Genomic DNA, 20,054 nt, shown 5'->3' on the forward strand with positions numbered 1-20,054 from the left:
GACAAGTCGTCGGAAAACGTTGCCATTCCTTATTTGAAGAGAGAACCAACATGAGCTTCGAGGGAGTACATACACCGCTGGTTACGCCGTTCAAGGCGGACGGCGAAATCAATTACGCATTGCTCGGCAAGCATGCGGCCAAGCTGGCGGGGCGTGTCGCGGGTCTGGGAGTCGGCGGGACCACGGGCGAATACTACGCGCTCAGTTTCGACGAGCGTGTCCGGACGTTCAACACCGTAGCCGAAGCAGCAGGCGGCAAAACGTATCTGACGGCCGGCATCAACGCGACTACGACGAATGAAGTCATTCGCCTCGGGCAGGAAGCGAAGCGCGCAGGTCTGCCTGCATTGCTGCTTGCCGCGCCGTACTACGCCCAGCCGACGCAGGAAGAACTGCTGACCCACATGCTGAAGGTGGACGACAGTCTCGACATGCCGATCATGCTTTATAACTTCCCGGCCCGCACCGGAACGGATATTGGCGATGCCGTGCTGGAAAAGCTGCTCGAACGCCCGAACTTCGTCGCGATGAAGGAGAGCACCGGCGATATTTCGCATTTGCATCACCTTGCCACGCACTTCGGCGACCGGCTGGTGCTGAGCTGCGGCATGGACGACCAGGCGCTCGAGTTCTTCGTTTGGGGCGTAAAGAGTTGGGTCGGAGGCGCGTCCAATTTCCTGCCGGAAGCTCACACCGCGCTGTTCGATGCGTGCGTAAAGCGCAATGACTTCGAATCCGGCCGCAAGCTAATGGCCCAACTGCTGCCTGTGCTCGAACTGCTGGAGCGCAGCGGGAAGTTTATTCAATACGTTCGATACGGATGTGAGCTGGCAGGTACGCCTGTTGGTGTCGCCCGGGCGCCGCTCGGCACATTATCGGAAGACGAGCGCAGCGCGTTCTCCAGGCTGGTTCAACCCCTGTTGCGCGACGCGCAGTAACGTTCATGGCCTCGAACCTGGAATTCGCGCGCTTCCCGGCTCCGGATGGGGTGAACGGGTGGTGGGAAAGTCTGCCGCCGCCTCGCCCCGCCGATACCGTCTCGTCTGAACGGCGATTCGACTGGGTGATTATCGGCGGTGGAATCACGGGGCTATGCGCTGCCCGGCGGATGGCCGAACTGGCGCCCGCCGCCTCGATAGCACTCGTCGAGGCCGACCGTATTGGGCGCACCACAGCCGGACGAAATTCCGGGTTCTTCGTCGATCTGCCGCACGATATCAGCAGCGAAAGCTATTCGCGAAGCGTGGAGGCGGACAAGGCGGATATTCGACTGCAACGCCACGGTATCGACTACGTACGGTCGGTGGTGAAGCAACACGGCATCGACTGCGACTGGCGAGATGACGGCAAATTCCATGCTTCGGTGAACAGGAAGGGTCACGCGGCACTGACTCACTTCGCCGACGGACTCGCTCGCATCGAGGAAGACTTTGAATGGCTGGACGAAGCCGCCATCGCGAAGGTGACTGGCACCGGGTTTTACCAGGGAGCGCTCTTCACGCCAGGATGCAGCACGGTCCAGCCGGCAGCCCTGATGCGTGGCCTTGCCGCGACTCTGCCGGCAAACGTGAAGGTTTTCGAGCTCAGCGCGGTGAAGGGAATCGAGGACCGGGGGGCGAACAAAGTCTTGAGCTTTGCCGCAGGGAAAATCGTGGCGAAGCGCGTGATTCGTTGCACCAATGCCTACGCGGCGACATTCGGCGGGCATCCGAACGGTCTGTTGCCCGTATATACGTTTGCGTCGATGACCCGTGTGATGACGCCGGACGAAGTGCGGCAACTGGGCGGCACGCGCTCATGGGCACTGATTCCGGCCGACCCGATGGGTTCGACCGTACGGCGTCTGATTACCGACCGCATCTGCGTTCGCAATCATTTCGCGTTCCGGCCCGGCCTCGAGTTGTCGGAAGCTGATCTCGCGAAGGCGAAGAACCTGCATCAACGCTCGTTCGAGCGGCGCTTTCCGATGCTGAAGGACGTTGAGCTCGAGTACACCTGGGGCGGCCCGCTGTGCCTGTCGGTCAACAACGGGGCACTTTTTGGGCGCCGTGGCGATGGTGTTTTCGAAGCCGTCGGGTGCAATGGCCTAGGTCTGAGCAGGGGCTCCGCGTCAGGGAAGCTGATCGCCGAATACGCGCTCGGTCACGACAACGACCTGGTTCACCAGCTATTGAATCAACCGCATCCGCGCTCGCTGCCGGTTCGTCCCATTGCCGACGTCGCTGTCACCGCGGCTATCTGGATGAAGGAATTTTCGGCGGGAGCCGAGCTTTAAATCTGTGAGGACAGGACATGACGACCTATCAGGAATGGAAGCAAAGGGCAGAGAACTTGTCGCTGGACGGACGAGCGTTTATCGGCGGCCAACGATGTCCGGCGGCATCGAACGAGACATTCCAGACCTTGAATCCGTCGACGGGAAAAGTACTGGCCGGGATTGCGAAGTGCGAATCGAAAGATATCGACCGGGCAGTCGTGGCGGCGAGAGATGCGTTCGAGTCCGGAGCGTGGTCAATGGCAGCACCCGCGGAGCGAAAAGCAGTGCTTCTGCGTCTCGCGCAACTGATCGAGGAAAACGCCGAAGAACTGGCGCTTCTCGAGGCGCTCGAGGCCGGCAAGCCAATCAGCGAGTGCATGGGACTGGACATCCCGGAGTCGGCGGCATGCATCCGCTGGCACGCGGAACTCACCGACAAGCGATACGACGCGCTGTCGCCGTCGGGCGCGAGCGTCGTGAGCATGATTACCCGTGAACCGATTGGTGTCGTGGGCGCAGTGTTGCCGTGGAATTTCCCGGCGCTGATGCTCGCGTGGAAAATTGGTCCGGCGCTTTCGGTCGGCAACAGCGTCATCGTGAAACCCGCGGAACAAACCTCGCTTTCCACATTGCGTATCGCCGACCTCGCTTTGCAAGCGGGTGTGCCCGCGGGTGTGTTCAGCGTCGTTACCGGCTTCGGCGAAAGCGCCGGGCAGGCATTGGGCCGACATGCCGACGTCGACCTCGTTGCGTTTACCGGCTCCACCGAAACGGGGAAGCGATTCCTTCACTATTCCGCCGACACGAACCTGAAGCGGGTCGTGCTGGAATGCGGTGGCAAGAACCCGCAAGTCGTGCTTCCCGACGTCGCGAATCTCGATGCTGTTGCTGAGCAGGCGGTGGCCGCCGCGTTCTGGAACATGGGCGAGAACTGCAGCGCGGGCTCGCGGATTCTCGTTCCGTCTGCCACCAAGGCGCAGTTGCTCGAAAAGGTACAGGCCGTTCTCGAAGGATGGAAGACGGGCGACCCGCTCGACCCCGAGGTGAAGCTCGGCTCTCTGATTGAAGAAAAGCACTATGAAAAAGTGCTCGCGCACATCGAGAAGGCGAAGTCGGAAGGGGCGCGCCTGGTTTGTGGCGGCAAGGCCACTCGCACTGGCACGGGCGGATGGTTCGTCGAGCCGACCATCTTCGATAACGTCACGCCGGAGATGAGCATCGCACGCGAAGAGGTCTTTGGTCCTGTCGTCTGCTTTATCGAATACGCTGATGTCGACGAAGCGGTGCGGATTGCCAACGATACGTGCTACGGACTGGCCGCATCGCTGTGGACCGACAACGTCAATCACGCGCACAAGATTGCCGCTCGTATCCGCGCGGGTACGGTGACGGTGAACTGCTTCGGCGAAGGCGACCTGTCGACGCCATTCGGCGGCTTCAAGCAATCCGGCTTCGGCGGTCGTGACAAGTCCGTTTATGCGCACGACCAGTATTGCGAGCTGAAGACCACCTGGCTGAAGCTGGATTGAATCCGTCCAGACGAAACAACCGTTCTCAGCGATGGTCGCGCAAAGCATGACACCGGGCGGCATCAATGAGCAGATGCACAGCGAACTCCGTCGTCGAGGGGCATGCGCCCTGTACAAGGACGCACTTGATGGGGTGCTGAAGCGAATCCAGGGCACGCATAGCAGGCAGCCGCGAAGCGTAATATAGACAGATGGGGCGGCTGACATTGGCTGCCTGCTCTCGTCAGCTAACCCGAAGACTCACAAACCATTTCTGCGCGAGAGCGCTTTGGCTCGGACGTGGGCTCGACGCACTGTCAGGGGCAGTGCGCGGCGTTCACGGCGCTATCTTCAGGCCGCCCGGGCGCTTCCGCTACACAGGGTGATAGCCATGCAAAAGAAACAGGTGTTTGCCGACCGATTGCTCACTCAGATGCCGTCTTTACGGGCGCTCAAATGCTTCGTCACGGCCGCTCGATACGAAAGCTTCACACAGGCAGCCGAGGTGCTGTGTGTTACGCAGGCGGCAATCAGCAGACAAATCAAGGAACTCGAAGACTCGCTCGAAGTTGCGCTGTTCGAGCGCACGGGAAGGCACATCGCGCTCACCGACGCGGGGCGCATTCTGTACAACGCGTCCTATCTGTCCATCATGAACATCGCCGAGGCGGCACAGGCGGTACGCCGGACCGACAAACATGCGCTGACGCTGTGCGTTTCGCACACTTTCTCGGCGCTATGGCTGTCGTTCAGGCTGCCCTCGTTCCGCAAGCGCTTTCCAGACATCCGGTTGCACGTGATGGTGACGGAGCATTTCATGGAACTCGATGATCTGATGGAACCGGACATCATCATCACCAAGAATCCGCCACGCGAACCGGAATACGAAACCGAGCCGCTCTTTCATGATGTCGTGTATCCGGTCTGCAGCCAGTCGTTTTACGAGCGTCATTTTCAAGGCAGGTACGTGAAACCGCTGGACCTTCTGTCGCACGCCACGCTCAATCTTTCGTTGTTGGGGCGAGCCCAGATTTGCGAACACGTCGACTGGTCCGTGTGGCGAAACTGGTTTCAGGAAGGTGATGGTCCGGACAAACTGGTCGAGAACGAACGCCTGGAAAGCAACGACTATCGACTTCTGGTATCGCAAGCTGAAGCTGGCGAGGGCACTCTGCTTGGCTGGCATCACCTCGTTCACCGCCAGGTCGAGCAAGGGATACTGGTTCGTCCGGTACAAAGCGCGCTCGAATTTCACGACCGGCACCATTACTTGATAACGCACAAGAACGCAAAGCTTCGTCCGGAATATCTTCAGTTCCGCGCATGGCTCGGGGAGGAAGTGGGCGCAATGATGCGCGAATGGCGAGGCGTCGAGGCCGAAACGACGAAATAAGGCGTGCGGATCTCGGTCGCGGAACTTGCGAACGTCGTTGCATGATGATCGCGGCCAACTCAGCAAGCATTAATGCAGGCAGTTCATGTTTAACGATCCAATCAGCCCCAAAGCCAGTGCCACGCGGCCACTTCGCTTTGGAATCGTGCTGCTGCCCAACTTCACGTTAACCGCATTTTCCGGGTTCGTGGATGTGCTCAGGTTGGCAAGCGATGAAAGCGACATGAGCAGGCACGTTCGCTGTTCGTGGACCATCGTCGGGGAGTCGCTGGTTCCAGTCAGGGCAAGCTGCGGAATTCAGGTAACGCCGTGGACGACTTTCGATGAGGCGGGGTCCTTCGATTACGTCGTGGTCGTCGGTGGATTGTTGCACTCGGGACCGCCCGCAAGCAAAGCCACGATTCAGTTCATTCATGATGCAGCGGCAACATCAGCGACGCTGGTCGGAATCTGCACCGGGGTGTTTGCGTTGATGCGTGCCGAGGTCATGGACGGATATCGGATGTGTGTGAGCTGGTTTCACTATTGGGACTTCGTCGAGCGTTTTCCTGGCGTGGACGAACGCAATCTCGTTGCCGACCGGCTCTTCGTCATCGACCGACGCCGCATTACGTGCTCGGGCGGGCGCGCTTCCATCGATGTTGCCGCAGCTATTTTGCTGCGACATTTCGAGGCGACGATCGTACAAAAGGCGCTGCGTATCATGCTCGTCGATGATGCACAAAAGGGAAACGCCCCCCAGCCATACCCACCGGGGCTCGAACCGGCGACGCATCCCAAAGTAAGGCGCGCAATCCTGCTGATGGAGCAGCACATCGGGCAGCCGCTTTGCGTGGCTGAACTGGCGCGACGTCTCGAGATGTCGGTCCGTCAGATCGAACGTCTGTTTAGAGCGCAGACAGGCAAGTCGCCCCAGGCGTATGCACGACAGATTCGGATACGAATGGCGTCGTGGCTGCTTACCAGTTCGGACCGCACGGTCGCTGACATTGCTTCCTCGTGCGGCTTTTCGGACGCTTCTCACCTTGGCCGCGAGTTCAGAAAGGAGTTTGGCGAATCGCCTAACGCTTATCGCGTGGCGCGACCGCCGAGTCAAACACATGCGTTTGCCAATGCTTAGCGATTGACGAGCGTGATGGCCCGGTCGCGAGCGGCGCTGCGCATAGTGACGACAAGGGAAGGGTGGTGCGGCAAAACCAACGTGCTAGACTGCGTCGGTGGTCATTCGCAACATAAACATTGCCGATACCCAACATGAATACTTCGTTCGTGAATCCGTTGCCAGGCGTCCCCGATGTCGAATCGCCGTTCTTCGACGAGCTATTCGCCCAGAAGGAGGCATCTGAAAACGTTTTATGTGTGGCCAGACAGCTGCGGGAGAATGGCTTCGCGATTATCGATTTTCCAGATGCCGAGTTCGACGCACGCGCGGAGCGAATCAAATCGAAATTCCATGGAAGGTTTGATTTCGACCACTGGCGCGACGAGCTCTGGTATAAAAATGACGGCATGAGAGTGCAGGACGCGTGGGAGAGCGACGCGGACGTGAGATCGCTGGCCTCCAATCCACAGATTCTTCATCTTCTTTTCCAGCTCTACGGGCGCCGCGCCATCCCATTTCAGACCTTGAACTTTCCTGTCGGAACCCAGCAGCCTATCCACAACGACGCCATACACTTTTCGTGCGTTCCCGAGCGCTTCATGTGCGGCGTATGGGTCGCCCTCGAGGACGTGGACGGCACCAATGGCGCGCTCGAATACTATCCGGGCAGTCACAAGTTTCCGACCTATGTGAACGAGCATATGGGCGTCTGCTCGGCGACGCAGCACAAGCCGACGGCCCACTACGCTCAATACCTGAACCTCTGGAAGCAGTTGATCCGCAAAGCGGGAATCGCGCCGGCAACGTTCCACGCCCGGAAGGGGCAAGCACTGATTTGGGCTTCGAACCTGCTGCATGGCGGCTCGAAGCAATCCGATCCAACCCGTACCCGTTGGAGTCAGGTCACGCACTATTACTTCGAAAACTGCGTGTACTACACCCCTGTGGTATCTGACCCGGCGTTCGGTCAGACCCACTACCGACAGATCAAGGATGCCAGCACGGGTTTTGTACAGCCCAACATTTATTCTGGAGTCGAGGTCGAGCATGCCGTGATCGAACGCAGCATGCCTGATGCGTTCGAGCCTTACGCGAGGCCGAAGCTCCCGGCGGACTTCGATCCCGCGGTGTACCTGCAACTCAATCCCGACGTCGCGGCAGCCAATGCAGATCCCGCGGCGCACTTCCTCGAATACGGATGTCGGGAAGGGCGTCGCTGGCGGTAGCCTGCCCGTGGCATGCTGGCAACTGATGTCGCGCGGATCGTCACGAGAAGCGCGACGCCCGGCAAGCCTCACCTCTCGTCGTTCTCACGCAGGTCCCCCGTATCCCCGCGATTCGCACTCGCCCCCGTGGCAGGTGGACGCCCCCGCGTCGCCCGCCACAGCGGCACCCCCTGCTGGGTCCCAGCCTTGGCCAGCATATGTGCACTGATCGGCGCGGTAAGAAACAGGAACGCCGGAATCAGCAACTCATGCAGGCTCGCGAAGTTGTTATGCGCGCTGAAATACACCACCGACGCGAGCACGATGCCGCCCACACCGAGCGTGGTCGACTTGGTCGGACCGTGCAGCCGCATGAAAAAGTCAGGCAGTCGCGCGAGCCCGAGCGCCCCGATCAGCGTAAACAGACTGCCGACGAGCAACAGCAAACAAACGATCGCTTCGACAAAGGTTTCCATCGGCATACCTCACGCTAGTTGAGTTCGATGATGTCGCCGCGCTGCAGGTACTTGGTGAGCGCGACAGTGCCCACGAAACCCATCACCGCGATCAGCAACGCCACCTCGAAGAGAACCGTCGAGCGCAGGCTGATGCCGTACACGACGATCAACGCGATCGCATTGATGTTCAGCGTGTCGAGCGCGACGATGCGGTCGGGCAGCGACGGACCGCGCACGAGGCGCCACAGCGTGAGCAGGAACGCGATGCCGAGGATCGCGAGCGAGATCGGAATCACGATGGCTAGCATGCGAAGATCTCCATCAAAGGGGCTTCATAACGGGACTTGATCAGCGCGATGAGCGCCGCTTCATCGTCGAGGTCGAGCACGTGCACGGTGAGGCGCGTGCGGTCGTCGCTAAGTTCGGCGCACAGCGTGCCGGGGCTCAGCGAGACCACGCTGATGAGCACCGTGAGCGCGATTTCGTGGGTGCTGTCGAGCGGCACTTCGATGAACGCCGGGCGCAGCCGGCTGGTCGGGCCGAGCACGAGCAGCGCGACTTCGACGTTGGCCACGATGATGTCGACCAACACATGCCAGGCGAGACGCACGAGCAGCCGCGGCCGGCCGAAGTGCATCGGCCGCAGCCACAAGCCTTCGGCGACGCGAAAGGAGATCACGCAGCCGAGCACGGCGCCGAGCAGCAGATTGCCCGGCGAGACGTCGTTCATCAGCAGCACCCAGCAGATGATCAGCAACACGGTGAGCCACGGGTGGGGGAAGAGCCTTTTCAGCATCGTCAGTTCCCCTGAGCGTCGGTCGCGGTCGCGGCGACCGCCGGTGGCAAAGATCGCGGCGCGGGCAGGATCGCGTGCACATAGGCGGCGCGATCGAATAGCTGCGCGGCGGTATCGGTGAGATAGTGCCGTACCGCGCCCGCGCCGAGCGTGATGGCCACGACGCAGCCGAGCAGGACCGCGCAAGCGGCGAGCTTCGCATTGCTGCCGCGCGGCGCGCGCTCCTCTTCGCCCGCGGCGGCGCGCGCGGCCGGCGCCGCCCACAACAGGCGTGTGCCCGTGCGGCTCAGCGCGACGATCGACAGCAGGCTCGACAACAGTACGGCCGGCCACAGCACGCCTGCCGCGCCGGTCGGCGTCGCGGCCAGCACCATCGCCTTGCCGAGGAAACCCGACAGCGGCGGCAAGCCAGCGGCACCCACCGCGGCGATCAGATAGAGCAGCGCGGCAAGGTTCGACGGCCACGGTGCACGCGTGCGCGAGGCCGCGTCGGCCGGAGCTTCGGCTTCGGCGCGAGCCGGTTCTGCGGCTAGCGCGGCGAGCGCGCCGGCCGTTTCGACCAGCAGCGGCTGCACGCGCGCCCGCGTCGCCACCGTCTCGCCGTCGGGGTCGGGCGAGAAGACCGCCGCGGCCGCGTCGTCGAGCGCTTCGAGGGAACCGGGTTCGATCGCATTGGTATCGGCATCGGCATTTGCATCGGCGGAAACGGCTGGATGGATGGCTTGCGCGGTCGGAGCTTGCTCGGGTTCGAGCGTGTCGGCGAGCAGGAACAGCGCCCCTGTGCAGAGCGTCGTGCTGATCAGGTAGTAGAGCAGCGCGCTCCATGCAAGCGGCGTCTGTTGCGCGATCGCCGCGATCAGCAGCCCCACCGAAACCAGCACGAGATAGCCCGTCGTGGTCTTGAGACTCGACACCGCCAGCGCACCCAGCGCTCCGAACCCGATCGTCGCGATCGCGAGCCACCATGCCCATTGATGCATGAACGCATCTAGCACGCCGCCCGCTGCGCCGAATACGAGCGCGTCGCAGCGCAGCATCGCGTAGATGCCGACCTTGGTCATGATCGCGAACAGCGCGGCCACCGGGCCGATGGCGCTGCGGTAGGCCTGCGGCAACCAGAACGACATCGGAAACACGGCGGCCTTGAGGCCGAACACCAGCATCAGCGTCGCGCCCGCGAACTGCGCGAGTGGCAGCGTGTCGGGGTCGAGCCGCGCCAGACGTTCACCCATGTCGACCATGTTCAGCGTGCCCGTGACGCCGTAGAGCACGCCGATCGCGACAAGAAAGAACGACGAGCCGACCAGGTTCAGCAACAGATAGTGCAGTCCGTTGCGCACCCGTCGCGCGCCGCCACCATGCAGCAGCAGCGCGTACGACGCGATCAGCAGCAGCTCGAAGAACACGAACAGGTTGAAGAGATCGCCCGCGAGGAAGGCGCCGTTCAGACCCATCAGCTCGAACTGGAACAGCGCGCCGAAATAGCGGCCGCGCCTCGCGTCCTCGCTCGATGTGCCGAGCAGGCAGCAGACCGCGAGCACGGCGGTGAGCACCAGCATCAGCGCGCCGAGCCGGTCGAGTTCCAGCACGATGCCGAACGGTGCGGGCCATGCGCCGAGCGCGTAGCTGGCGATCTCGCCTTGCGCGGCGCGCGCCATCAGCAGGCACGCGACGGGCAGCAGCGAGATGATGGCGAGCGCGTTCAGCGCACGCTGCAGGCGCTTCGCGCGCAGCGGCAGCGCGACGATCACGCCAGCGGAAAACAGCGGAATCAGGATCGGGAGCAGGAGGACGTGGTTCATTCGCCGCGCGTCTCCTCGCCATCGACGTGATCGTTGCCCGTGCTCGCGAACGAGCGCAGCGCGAGCACCACGGTGAAAGCCGTCATCGCGAAGCCGATCACGATGGCCGTCAGCACGAGCGCCTGCGGCACCGGGTCGACGTATTGCGCCCCCGCCGTGATGACCGCTGGTTTGCCGATCGCAAGCCGGCCCATGCCGAGCAGGAACAGGTTGATCGCATAAGAGAACAGCGTAATGCCGAGAATCACCGGCAACACGCGCGCGCACAGCAGCAGGTAGATGCCGCACGCGCCAAGCACGCCGATCGCGACGGCAAAAGCGGCTTCCATCAGCTTTTCTCCACGGACTGCATGTCCTTGTCGCGCACGCCGAGGTGCGAGACGATCGTGAGCGTCGTGCCGACCACCGCGCCCATCACGCCGAGATCGAACAGCATCGCCGTGGACAGTTCGATTTCGCCGATCAGCGGCACGTGCAGATGCCCGAACGCGCTGGTCAAAAACGGCTGACCGAACGCGAGGCTGCCGAGCCCCGTGGCCGCGGCGATCAGAATGCCGAGGCCCGCGAGCGCGCGGTAGTTCAGGTGGATGCGCGACTCCGTCCACAGCACCCCGCTCGCGACGTACTGCAGCAATAGCGCGATCGAGACGATCAGCGACGCGATGAAGCCGCCGCCGGGCAGGTTGTGGCCGCGCAGGAACACGAACGCGGCGACGAGCACGGTGAGCGGCAGCATCAGTCGCGCGAGGATCGCCAGCATCAGCGGATGCGATTGCGACGACCACGGCCGGCCGTCCGGCCCCGCCTCGGGCGACTTCAGGCGCAGCCCGCGCAGCAGCGCCTTGACGGCGAGCCCTGCGACCACGAGCACACTGATTTCGACCATCGTATCGAAGCCCCGGAAATCCACGAGGATCACGTTGACGACGTTGTGGCCGCCGCTGCCGGGCAGCGCGTTGGCGAGGAAATACGGTGCGATGCCAGCCAGCGGCGCGCTCGTCATGATCCTGTACGACACGGCGCCGAGCAATGCGCCGCCCGCGAGCGCGAGCACGCCGTTGCGCAGCCGGACAGGAAGCGGCTCGACGGCGCGTTGCAGCGCGGGCAGGAAATAGACGGCCAGCACGAGCAGCAGGATCGTGACCACTTCGACGGAGATCTGCGTGAGCGCGAGATCGGGCGCGGAGAAGCGCACGAAGGCAAGCGACACGAGCAGACCGCAGGTGCTCAGCATCACGAGTGCATAAAGCGTGCGCGCACGCACCAGCACTACGCCGACGGCGAGCAACGCCATCAGCACGAGGCCGGCAAGCGTGAACGCATCGGGTGGCAGCCGCGTGTAGTTGCCGCTCCACGTGTCGAGGGAGACGAGCGGCACGCCCGGCACGATCAGCATCGCCGCGATCAGCCATGCGAGGTAGGCCGGCAGCGAACGCGTCTCGAACACGCGCACGATCACGCCGGCGCTCTGTTCGAGACGCTGCACGAAGCGGTCGAAGATCTCGCTCGCGTTCAACTCGGTGAGCGCCGTGCGACGGTGGCGGAACGTATTGCGGCGCAGAAAAAAGAGCGCCGCGCCCGCCGCGAACGACACCACGCTCATCACGAGTGGTGCGTTGACGCCGTGCCACAGGCTCAGGCTGTAGTCGGGCAGCTTGCCGCCGAGCGTGATCCACGCGGCCGACTCGAGCAGCCTGCCGATGCTTTGCTGCGGGAACAGGCCGATCAGCAGGCACAGCGCCACGAGGATCTCGACCGGCAGCCTCATGAAGCGCGGCGCCTCGTGCGGCGGATAGTGCGGCAGGTCGCGCGGCGTCTCGCCGTCGAAGAACACGCCCCAGACGAAACGCAGCGAGTACGCCACGGACAGCGCCGCCGCCGCGATCGCGATGACCGGCACGGCGAGGTTCAGCGGCCCGAACATGCTTTGCGCGAGCGTTTCGCCGAAGAACATTTCCTTCGACAGAAAGCCGTTGAGCAGCGGCACGCCGGCCATCGACAGCGACGCCACGCTCGCGAGCAAGGCCGTATGCGGCATGTACCTGCGCAGGCCGCGCAGACGGCCCAGATCGCGCGTGCCCGTTTCGTGATCGACGATGCCCGCCGCCATGAAGAGCGACGCCTTGAACACCGCGTGATTGACCGTGTGAAAGAGCGCGGCGACCGTCGACAGTTGAGTGTCGAGACCGAACAGCAGCACGATCAGGCCGAGATGGCTGATGGTCGAATAGGCGAGCAGGCCCTTCAGATCGCGCTGGATCAACGCCATCCCCGCGCCGCCGACGAGCGTGACGAGCCCGGCCACCGTCGCCGTGTACGCCCACAGGTGGGTGCCTTCGAAGACCGGATAGAGGCGCGCGAGCAGGAACACGCCGGCCTTCACCATCGTCGCCGAATGCAGATAGGCCGACACGGGCGTGGGCGCCGACATCGCGTGCGGCAGCCAGAAGTGGAAAGGAAACTGCGCGGACTTCGTGAACGCCGCGAATAGCGTGAGCAGCAGAATCGCCGGATAGAGCGGATCGTGCTGGACCTTGCCAAGCTGGGGGAGCACATCGTTCAGCTCATAGCTGCCGCATACGTGGCCGAGCAGCAGCACCGCCGCAAGCAGCGCGAGCCCGCCCGCGCCGGTGATGGTGAGCGCCATGCGTGCGCCGCGCCTCGCGTCGGGCCGCGATGGCCAGAAGCCGATCAGCAGGAACGACACGAGGCTCGTCAGTTCCCAGAAGATGACGAGCAGCAGCAGGTTGTTCGACAGCACGATGCCGAGCATCGCGCCCATGAAGAGCAGAAGCTGCAGGTACAGACGCGGCAACGTATCGCTGCCGGCGAGGTAGTAGCTGGCGTAAATGAAGATCAGCAGGCCGATCGCAAGTACGAGCAATGCGAACATGAACGATAGGCCGTCGAGACGCAGCGACAGCGCGAGGCCGATGTCCGGCACCCACTGATGGCGCCATTGCAGCACGTCGCGGTCGGCCATGCCCACGCGTTCGCTGAGCAGCAGCGCGCAGCCGAACAGCGCCGTCGCGAACGCGATCCAGGTGCTGAGCGCGGCGGCGCGCCGCCTCGTGAGAGCGATGAGCGCCGCGGCCATGAATGGAAGTAGGACGAGCCACGCCAATACCATTCGATGCCCTCCGGGAGTTCGAGTGTCAGGCGGTGTCGCTGGCCGGTGGGAGTGGGCCGGAGTGCCGCCTGCCGGACGGCTGCCCACGGGGCACAATCATAGCCGCAAACAGACCCGCAGTTCACGTCGATCCATGAAGCATAAATATACGCAGTGCGAAGCGCGCGCGGCGATCTCGACCGATGTCAAATCATGTCCATCGATGCGGACGCGCGTTCGATTTGACACCCGCTTGCATGACGTGCGGCGCGCGAATGCAAGGTTTGCGTGATTTATCGCCTGAGCGTGCCATAATCGGCAAACTTGACGACCGATCGAGGCGCCAAATTGAAAGGAACTGAACTGGATCTGTATGCAACGGAAGAGCCAGGCCACACTTTGGCTTTCAATCTATTCGATGGCACGTGGGTGTCCGATGTGCCGGGCTACGGTTTAGGTATGGCGCCCCATTTCGACGATGGGCGTCTTCACTGGTTCGAGACGATGTGCGGCGGCTTTTCCGGAAAAAGCGTACTCGAACTCGGCCCGATGGAAGGCGGCCATACGTTCATGATGGCCAAAGCCGGGGCTTCACGTGTCCTTGCAATCGAGGCGAATTCGAAATCCTTTCTGAAATGCCTGCTCGTGCAGAATGCATTGAAGTTCAATGCCGAATTCATGTATGGCGATTTCAGAGAATTGCTGAAAAAGCGCGATCAGCGATTCGATCTGATTCTTGCGAGCGGCGTGCTCTATCACATGACCGATCCGGTATCACTACTGGAAGATATGGCGTATGCGTCGGACTCGATCTGCATCTGGACGCACTATTACGACGCCGAAGTCGTGCGCACGAATGCGAACTTGCGGACGCACTTCGATCCGACGCCGACCATCTCGGAGTTTCGTGGACGCGAAGTCCATCTGCACCGACACAGTTATCTCGACAGCATCAACAACGCAAAATTCATCGGCGGGAGTGCCCCGCAAGTCAACTGGATGACCCGCGAAAGCCTGATGGCGGTCCTCGACGCGCTGGGTATGACCGTGGTCGTCGGCATGGACGATCGCGATCGACATCCGGCCGGCCCGTCGATTCTGCTTTATGCCGCTCACATTCCGCATTTCGACGAGGCGCAATATCTTCAGCGCAACCCCGACGTGGCAGAAGCCGTTGCGCAAAAGCACATCGGCTCTGGCGCGGAACATTACATCCGTTATGGCCGTACGGAAGGGCGCTCGTACGGGTGACCGACGCCGCACCGCCAGCGTCCTGTTCAAGCCAGGTACCCTGAAACGCTAACCCGGAAAGTTTCCCGATACAACATGAACACTCTCGAGACTCAGCGTTTTTTCGATAAGCCCGTCGTCGCGGACGTTCCGATCGACAGTCAGACCCAGGTCTTCAAATTCGAAAAATTTCCCGCGGCGGGCCCGGTTCCCTGGCTCGATCGACCGGATGCGCTGGAGCGGGTCGCCGAGTTGTTGTCCCAAGGTGTAATCAGCGAGCAGGAAGCCGAATGGTGCCGGAAATGGGTCAGCGACGGCTATCTGATCATTGAAGGCTTCTTCGGGCACGAACAGCTCGATGCGACGTGGCAAGCCTACGAAAACGCGATCGCCGACGGCACGCTGCGGCCGCCGCACGAGCCGCTTTTCGAAGGCGATACGCTGCCGGGGCGCACGCTGAATCCGCATTTCAACGTGCCCGCGATTCGCGACATGCTGTTCGATGCGCGCATGAACGAGATCGTGGGCTTGCTGCTGGGCGCGAAATCGGCGCCGTTCCAGACGATCGGCGGTCACAAGAGCAGCGAGCAGCTCGAGCATTCCGATTCGATTCACATGTCGACCTATCCGAACGGGTATCTGGTCGCGAACTGGATCGCCTTCGAGGATATCCATCCGGACTCGGGGCCGCTCGTTTATCACCCCGGCACGCACAAGCTGCCGTATCTGATGTCGACTGAATTGGGCATGCCGTTCGGTTGCGGTTATTCCGCTTATCACGACATCTACGAACCCGCGATTCAGAAGCTGATCGCCGACCATTCGGCGGGCCCGAAGTACTTCTATCCGAAGAAGGGCGATGTGCTGTTGTGGCATGCGAACCTGCTGCACGGAGGCAGCAAGATGCGCGATCCGGAGCACGTGAGCCGCAAGGCGCTGGTTTGCCATTTCTTCGCGGACGGCTGTCTGTGCTATCACGACCTGACCGGCATGCCGTCGAGCCTGACGCCAATCGTCGACTTCGACGGCGAGGCGTATCTCGACGCCAATCCGGACGTCGCGGCGAGCGGCGGCAATGCGTTGCAGCATTACATCTACTACGGTCGATTCGAAGGGCGTCCGTTGAGCAGCGCCGAATCGTTTCAGCGCAAGGCGCGGCTTGCCCAACTGCCCGAGGGTTTCGATCCGAAGCTTTACCTCGAAGCGAATCCCGACGTCGCCGCGGCGGGCGTCGACCCCGTCGATCACTTCGTCGAGTTCGGCCGCGCGGAAGGCCGGCCCCTGCACCCCTGAGTCATGCGTGGCGCCGAAGCAGGCGAGGGCGGCCTGCTTCGTTCGAGCGTGCCGGCCCCGGCGCGGGCCGCCCCATCGCCTCCGATCACGCCGCCGCCCGTGGCCGCCGCCTTTCTGCACGCTCCCCGATCTTGCTCTAAACTAGCGGCCGCCCAATCCACGCTCCGATGCGCCCCGTCACGAGCAACAATCGATGCCCCCAGCCTCCGCCGATCCCGCCGATTCCCCGCATTTCAGCCTGCCGAAACACCCGCCGTTCCAGCGTTTCTGGTGCACCCGCATCCTGTCGTCGCTGTCGTTCCAGATGCTCGCCGTCGCGATGGGCTGGCATGTCTACGCGCTCACGCATAGCGCGTTCGCACTTGGCCTCGTCGGTCTCGCGCAGTTCCTGCCGATGTTCCTGCTGACGCTCGTCGTCGGTCATGTTGCCGATCGTTACGATCGCCGCCGCATCGCGGCCGTCTGTCAGAGCCTCGAAAGCGTCGCTGCATTGCTGTTCGCGATCGGCACCTTCAGCGGCTGGATCAGCGCGCCGGTGATCTACGTGCTGGCTGCCTGCGTGGGCGCGTCGCGCGCGTTCGAATCGCCGGCCGTGTCGTCGCTGCTGCCGGCCGTCGTGCCGCGCGGCTATCTGCCGAAAGCGACCGCATGGTCCACGTCCGCCAATCAGACCGCGCAGATCGCCGGGCCGGCGCTCGGTGGTCTGCTGTACGGCATCGGCCCCGGTGCCGCTTATCTCGCGTGCACGCTGTCGTTCGCCGCCGCGGCGGCATCGGTGTGGAGCATTCCGCTGCAAGTGAAGCCGGCGAGTCGCGCGCCCGTCACGCTCGAATCGATCTTTTCGGGCATCGCGTTCATTCGCCGCGAGCCGGTGATTCTCGGCGCGCTGTCGCTCGATCTGTTCGCGGTGCTGTTCGGCGGCGCGACCGCGTTGCTGCCGATCTTCGCGCGCGACGTGCTGCACGCGGGCCCGATCGGTCTTGGCCTGCTGCGCTCGGGCACGGCGATCGGCGCGCTCGCGGGCACGATCTGGCTCGCGCATTTTCCATTGCGCAACCGGCCCGGCGCAGCGATGTTCGGCGGCGTGATCGCGTTCGGCATCGCGACGATCGCGTTCGGGCTGTCGCATCAGTTCCTCGTGTCGCTGCTCGCGCTGATGGTGCTCGGCGCGTCCGACACGATCAGCGTGGTGGTGCGGCTGTCGCTCGTGCAACTGCGCACGCCCGATGAAATGCTCGGCCGCGTCAGCGCGGTCAATTCGCTGTTCATCGGGACGTCGAATCAATTGGGCGAGTTCGAATCGGGGCTGACTGCCGGATGGTGGGGCGCGCAGCCGGCCGTGCTGGTCGGCGGTGTCGCGACGATCGCGATCGCGCTGTTGTGGATGCGGTTCTTTCCCGAACTACGGCACGCCCGCACGCTCGAGCGAGAAGAAGAAGCGCTCGCGGCGAGCGCCTGATCGATTGCCGGGCCTTGGGCGCCATCGCCCGATCAATAAACGACGCGGAGATGATACCGATGAGCCGATCCGAACTGCATTCCGCCGCGCCGGTCGCGGCGACGATCTATCGCGGCGAGTCCGTCGAGAACACGCATCTGGCGCATGTGGCGGTCGTCGATGCGGACGGCCGTCTGCTGTATTCGTTCGGCGACGCTGCGCGCATCACGCTCGCGCGTTCCGCGGCGAAGCCGGCTCAGGCGCTCGCGGTGCTCGAAACTGGCGCGCTCGAGTGTTGCGGTTTCGACGAAGCCGATCTCGCGCTGATGCGCGCATCGCACAGCAGCGAGCCGCGTCATATCGAACGCACGCGCGCGATGCTCGCGAAAGCGCAGGCGAGCGAGGCCGATCTGCGTTGCGGCGGTCATCCGCCGTTGTCGGATGCGGTGTATGTCGACTGGATCCGGCGCGGCTTTACGCCCACCGGCGTGTGCAGCAACTGTTCGGGCAAGCATGCGGGCATGCTGGCCGGCGCGCGGTCGATCGGAGCGGCGCTCGCCGGCTATGAACTGCCCGCGCATCCGTTGCAGTTGCGCGTGAAGCAGACGGTCGCGAGCGTGTGCGACCTGCCGGACGACGGCGTGCAATGGGCGATCGACGGCTGCAATCTGCCGACCCCGGCGTTTGCGCTCGACCGGCTCGCACGTCTGTTCGCGAAGCTCGCGGCGGCGCAGGATCGACACGAAGACGGAGCAGCCGCGACGCCGCCGCGCACGGCCGCGCTCGCGCGCATCTATCGCGCGATGACGTCGTACCCGGAACTGGTCGGCGGGGAAGGGCGCTTCTGCACGCTGCTGATGCAGGCGTTCGGTGGCGCGCTGGTCGGCAAGGTCGGCGCGGACGGCAGCTATGCGATCGGCGTGCGCGCGTCGCGGCAAACCGCGCGGCTGGGTGCGAAGGGCGCGCTAGGCATCGCGCTGAAGATCGAGGACGGCAATGCCGCCGCGCTCTACGCGGTCACCGCCGAGTTGCTCGCGGTGCTCGATATCGGCACGCCTGAACAACGCGCGACGCTCGACGGCTTTCATGCGCCGAAGCGGCTCAACACGATGGGCGTCGAGATCGGCCGGATGGATTTCTCGATCGAGCTTGCCGCGCATCGTTGAGCGCGGCGATGCGCTTCACTGCTGGGCACGCGAGACCTCAAGCCGCCGTCGCTTTCGCCGGCGCGCAGCCCAGCGCTTGACGGATCGCATCGGCGAGCTCGCTCGCCGCGAACTTCGCGACATAGCCGTTCGCGCCCGCGTTCTTCACATGCGCCTCGTTCGCCGCGCCCGTCAGGGACGAGTGGATGAGCACGGGAATATCGCGCGTGCGTGCGTCGGCCTTGATCTGGCGCGTCAGCATGAAGCCGTCCATCTCCGGCATCTCCAGATCGGTCAATACGAGAGCGATGGTGTCTTTCGCGCGCACGCCTTTTTGCTGCGCTTCGCGTGCGACCTGCTGCAGCGTTTGCCACGCTTCCTCGCCGGTCTTCGTCATGATGTAGTCGGCGCCGATCGCGGTGAGCGCCTGCTCGATCAGCTTGCGCGCGAAGCCGGAGTCGTCGGCGGCAAGGATCTTCGCGCCGCGGCGGATGCCGAGCGCTTCACCTACCGAGGCCGGATCGACGCTCGGATGCTGCGACGGGAACACGTCGCGCAACACCTGCTCGACGTCGATCACCTGAGCGAGCCGCGAGTCGCCGGTATTGCCGTCGATGCGCGCGATGCTCGTGACGAGCTTGCCGCCCGCCGAGCCATCGGCCGACAGCACCTGGTTCCATTCGAGCCGCACGATCTCGTCGACTTCCTCGACCGCGAAGGCCTGCGTCGAACGCGCGAATTCGGTGACCAGCAGGATGTTCAGGCCGCGCGTCGGCTCGCAGCCCATCAGCCGCGGCAGGTCGATCACGGGGATGATCTGCCCGCGAATGTCGACCGCGCCCATCACGTACGGCGACGATCCGGCGATCGGCGTGATGGTCGGCATCGTCGAGATTTCGCGCACCTTGAACACGTTGATCCCATACAGCTCGTGCGCGTCGCTGTCCGGCACGTGGCCGAGGCGGTATAGCAGCAGCTCGAATTTGTTGGAGCTAGTCAGGTTGCTGCGCTCGGTGTGGCGCTCGTGATTGGCACGGTGGTCGTCTGCCATCGGAATCGTTCTCCAGAGTTGCGGTGCTGAGCGGTGCTAAGCGGTGCCTGTCTCTGGTTATCGGCGTCGATGGCGAAAAATTCAGCACTGCGTCGCAGTGGCGAGCGGCGCGCGTGATTCACGCCAATCAGGCAAACGTGTGCGCATTCATATGAGGGTTACCTAAGGTTACAGAAGCGACAGCAGCGTTTCACCTGCCAGACGGCATGGCTTCTAGAATCGGCAGCGATGAAAGCGTGGCGCCCCGCTGGGCTCGCAAGCAGTCCG

The 20,054-nt window shown here is 63.2% G+C and carries 17 protein-coding genes; 10 read left to right on the forward strand and 7 right to left on the reverse strand.

The features are described from left to right. Nucleotides 1-50: 50 nt before the first annotated feature. From AB4Y34_RS16415 to AB4Y34_RS16440, 6 genes are all read left to right on the forward strand, one after another. Entirely contained in the window at nucleotides 51-938 is an 888-nt protein-coding gene (locus tag AB4Y34_RS16415; RefSeq protein ID WP_176378113.1) for a dihydrodipicolinate synthase family protein, read from the forward strand. A 5-nt stretch (nucleotides 939-943) separates the two neighbouring features. Continuing rightward, on the forward strand, nucleotides 944-2,275 hold the full coding sequence (locus AB4Y34_RS16420) for an FAD-binding oxidoreductase (protein ID WP_176378112.1): 1,332 nt from the start codon (nucleotides 944-946) through the stop codon (nucleotides 2,273-2,275). A gap of 17 nt (nucleotides 2,276-2,292) precedes the next feature. Next, complete coding sequence (locus AB4Y34_RS16425; protein WP_368716620.1) at nucleotides 2,293-3,786, forward strand: aldehyde dehydrogenase; 1,494 nt, start codon at nucleotides 2,293-2,295, stop codon at nucleotides 3,784-3,786. A gap of 370 nt (nucleotides 3,787-4,156) precedes the next feature. Continuing rightward, nucleotides 4,157-5,158 (forward strand): LysR substrate-binding domain-containing protein, encoded by a 1,002-nt coding sequence (locus AB4Y34_RS16430; protein WP_176378145.1) that lies wholly within the window; start codon nucleotides 4,157-4,159, stop codon nucleotides 5,156-5,158. 85 nt (nucleotides 5,159-5,243) lie between these two features. Further along, a complete protein-coding gene (locus AB4Y34_RS16435; RefSeq protein ID WP_368716621.1) occupies nucleotides 5,244-6,278 on the forward strand; it encodes a GlxA family transcriptional regulator in 1,035 nt (344 codons plus the stop codon). Between the two features lie 134 nt (nucleotides 6,279-6,412). Further along, nucleotides 6,413-7,486, forward strand: a complete 1,074-nt coding sequence (locus AB4Y34_RS16440) for a phytanoyl-CoA dioxygenase family protein (RefSeq protein WP_176378109.1) — start codon at nucleotides 6,413-6,415, stop codon at nucleotides 7,484-7,486. 68 nt (nucleotides 7,487-7,554) lie between these two features. Here AB4Y34_RS16440 and AB4Y34_RS16445 read toward each other — a convergent pair whose 3' ends face one another. The 6 genes from AB4Y34_RS16445 to AB4Y34_RS16470 are packed head-to-tail and all read right to left on the reverse strand — an operon-like array spanning nucleotide 7,555 to nucleotide 13,651. Beyond that, a complete protein-coding gene (locus tag AB4Y34_RS16445) occupies nucleotides 7,555-7,947 on the reverse strand; it encodes a Na+/H+ antiporter subunit G (RefSeq protein WP_176123431.1) in 393 nt (130 codons plus the stop codon). Between the two features lie 8 nt (nucleotides 7,948-7,955). Further along, nucleotides 7,956-8,231 carry a K+/H+ antiporter subunit F gene (locus AB4Y34_RS16450; RefSeq protein WP_008922284.1) on the reverse strand — a complete coding sequence of 92 codons (276 nt, stop codon included), beginning with the start codon at nucleotides 8,229-8,231 and terminating at the stop codon, nucleotides 7,956-7,958. Continuing rightward, nucleotides 8,225-8,719, reverse strand: a complete 495-nt coding sequence (locus AB4Y34_RS16455) for a Na+/H+ antiporter subunit E (RefSeq protein WP_176109035.1) — start codon at nucleotides 8,717-8,719, stop codon at nucleotides 8,225-8,227. The genes AB4Y34_RS16450 and AB4Y34_RS16455 overlap by 7 nt, the downstream gene beginning before the upstream one ends. A 2-nt stretch (nucleotides 8,720-8,721) precedes the next feature. Then, nucleotides 8,722-10,521 carry a monovalent cation/H+ antiporter subunit D gene (locus tag AB4Y34_RS16460; RefSeq protein ID WP_176378108.1) on the reverse strand — a complete coding sequence of 600 codons (1,800 nt, stop codon included), beginning with the start codon at nucleotides 10,519-10,521 and terminating at the stop codon, nucleotides 8,722-8,724. Further along, complete coding sequence (locus tag AB4Y34_RS16465; protein WP_368716622.1) at nucleotides 10,518-10,850, reverse strand: Na+/H+ antiporter subunit C; 333 nt, start codon at nucleotides 10,848-10,850, stop codon at nucleotides 10,518-10,520. The genes AB4Y34_RS16460 and AB4Y34_RS16465 overlap by 4 nt, the downstream gene beginning before the upstream one ends. Beyond that, the gene (locus AB4Y34_RS16470) at nucleotides 10,850-13,651 is read right to left on the reverse strand and encodes a monovalent cation/H+ antiporter subunit A (protein ID WP_368716623.1); all 2,802 of its coding nucleotides are present in this window, start codon (nucleotides 13,649-13,651) and stop codon (nucleotides 10,850-10,852) included. The genes AB4Y34_RS16465 and AB4Y34_RS16470 overlap by 1 nt, the downstream gene beginning before the upstream one ends. Before the next feature lie 327 nt (nucleotides 13,652-13,978). On the opposite strand from AB4Y34_RS16470, the gene AB4Y34_RS16475 reads away from it, so the two are divergent. The 4 genes from AB4Y34_RS16475 (at nucleotide 13,979) to AB4Y34_RS16490 (ending at nucleotide 18,757) form a co-directional block, all read left to right on the forward strand. Next, nucleotides 13,979-14,881 (forward strand): class I SAM-dependent methyltransferase, encoded by a 903-nt coding sequence (locus AB4Y34_RS16475; protein WP_368716624.1) that lies wholly within the window; start codon nucleotides 13,979-13,981, stop codon nucleotides 14,879-14,881. A 75-nt stretch (nucleotides 14,882-14,956) separates the two neighbouring features. Continuing rightward, the gene (locus tag AB4Y34_RS16480) at nucleotides 14,957-16,153 is read left to right on the forward strand and encodes a phytanoyl-CoA dioxygenase family protein (RefSeq protein WP_176123425.1); all 1,197 of its coding nucleotides are present in this window, start codon (nucleotides 14,957-14,959) and stop codon (nucleotides 16,151-16,153) included. Nucleotides 16,154-16,346: 193 nt separating this feature from the next. Continuing rightward, complete coding sequence (locus tag AB4Y34_RS16485) at nucleotides 16,347-17,612, forward strand: MFS transporter (protein WP_368716625.1); 1,266 nt, start codon at nucleotides 16,347-16,349, stop codon at nucleotides 17,610-17,612. Nucleotides 17,613-17,671: 59 nt separating this feature from the next. Next, nucleotides 17,672-18,757 (forward strand): asparaginase, encoded by a 1,086-nt coding sequence (locus AB4Y34_RS16490; protein WP_368716626.1) that lies wholly within the window; start codon nucleotides 17,672-17,674, stop codon nucleotides 18,755-18,757. A gap of 37 nt (nucleotides 18,758-18,794) precedes the next feature. Here the strand turns inward: AB4Y34_RS16490 and AB4Y34_RS16495 are convergent, their stop codons facing one another. Further along, entirely contained in the window at nucleotides 18,795-19,787 is a 993-nt protein-coding gene (locus AB4Y34_RS16495; protein ID WP_176123423.1) for a chemotaxis protein CheV, read from the reverse strand. Nucleotides 19,788-20,054: the final 267 nt, after the last annotated feature.

It is taken from the genome of Paraburkholderia sp. BR10954 (assembly GCF_040965775.1).
GTDB classification, from domain to species: domain Bacteria; phylum Pseudomonadota; class Gammaproteobacteria; order Burkholderiales; family Burkholderiaceae; genus Paraburkholderia; species Paraburkholderia youngii.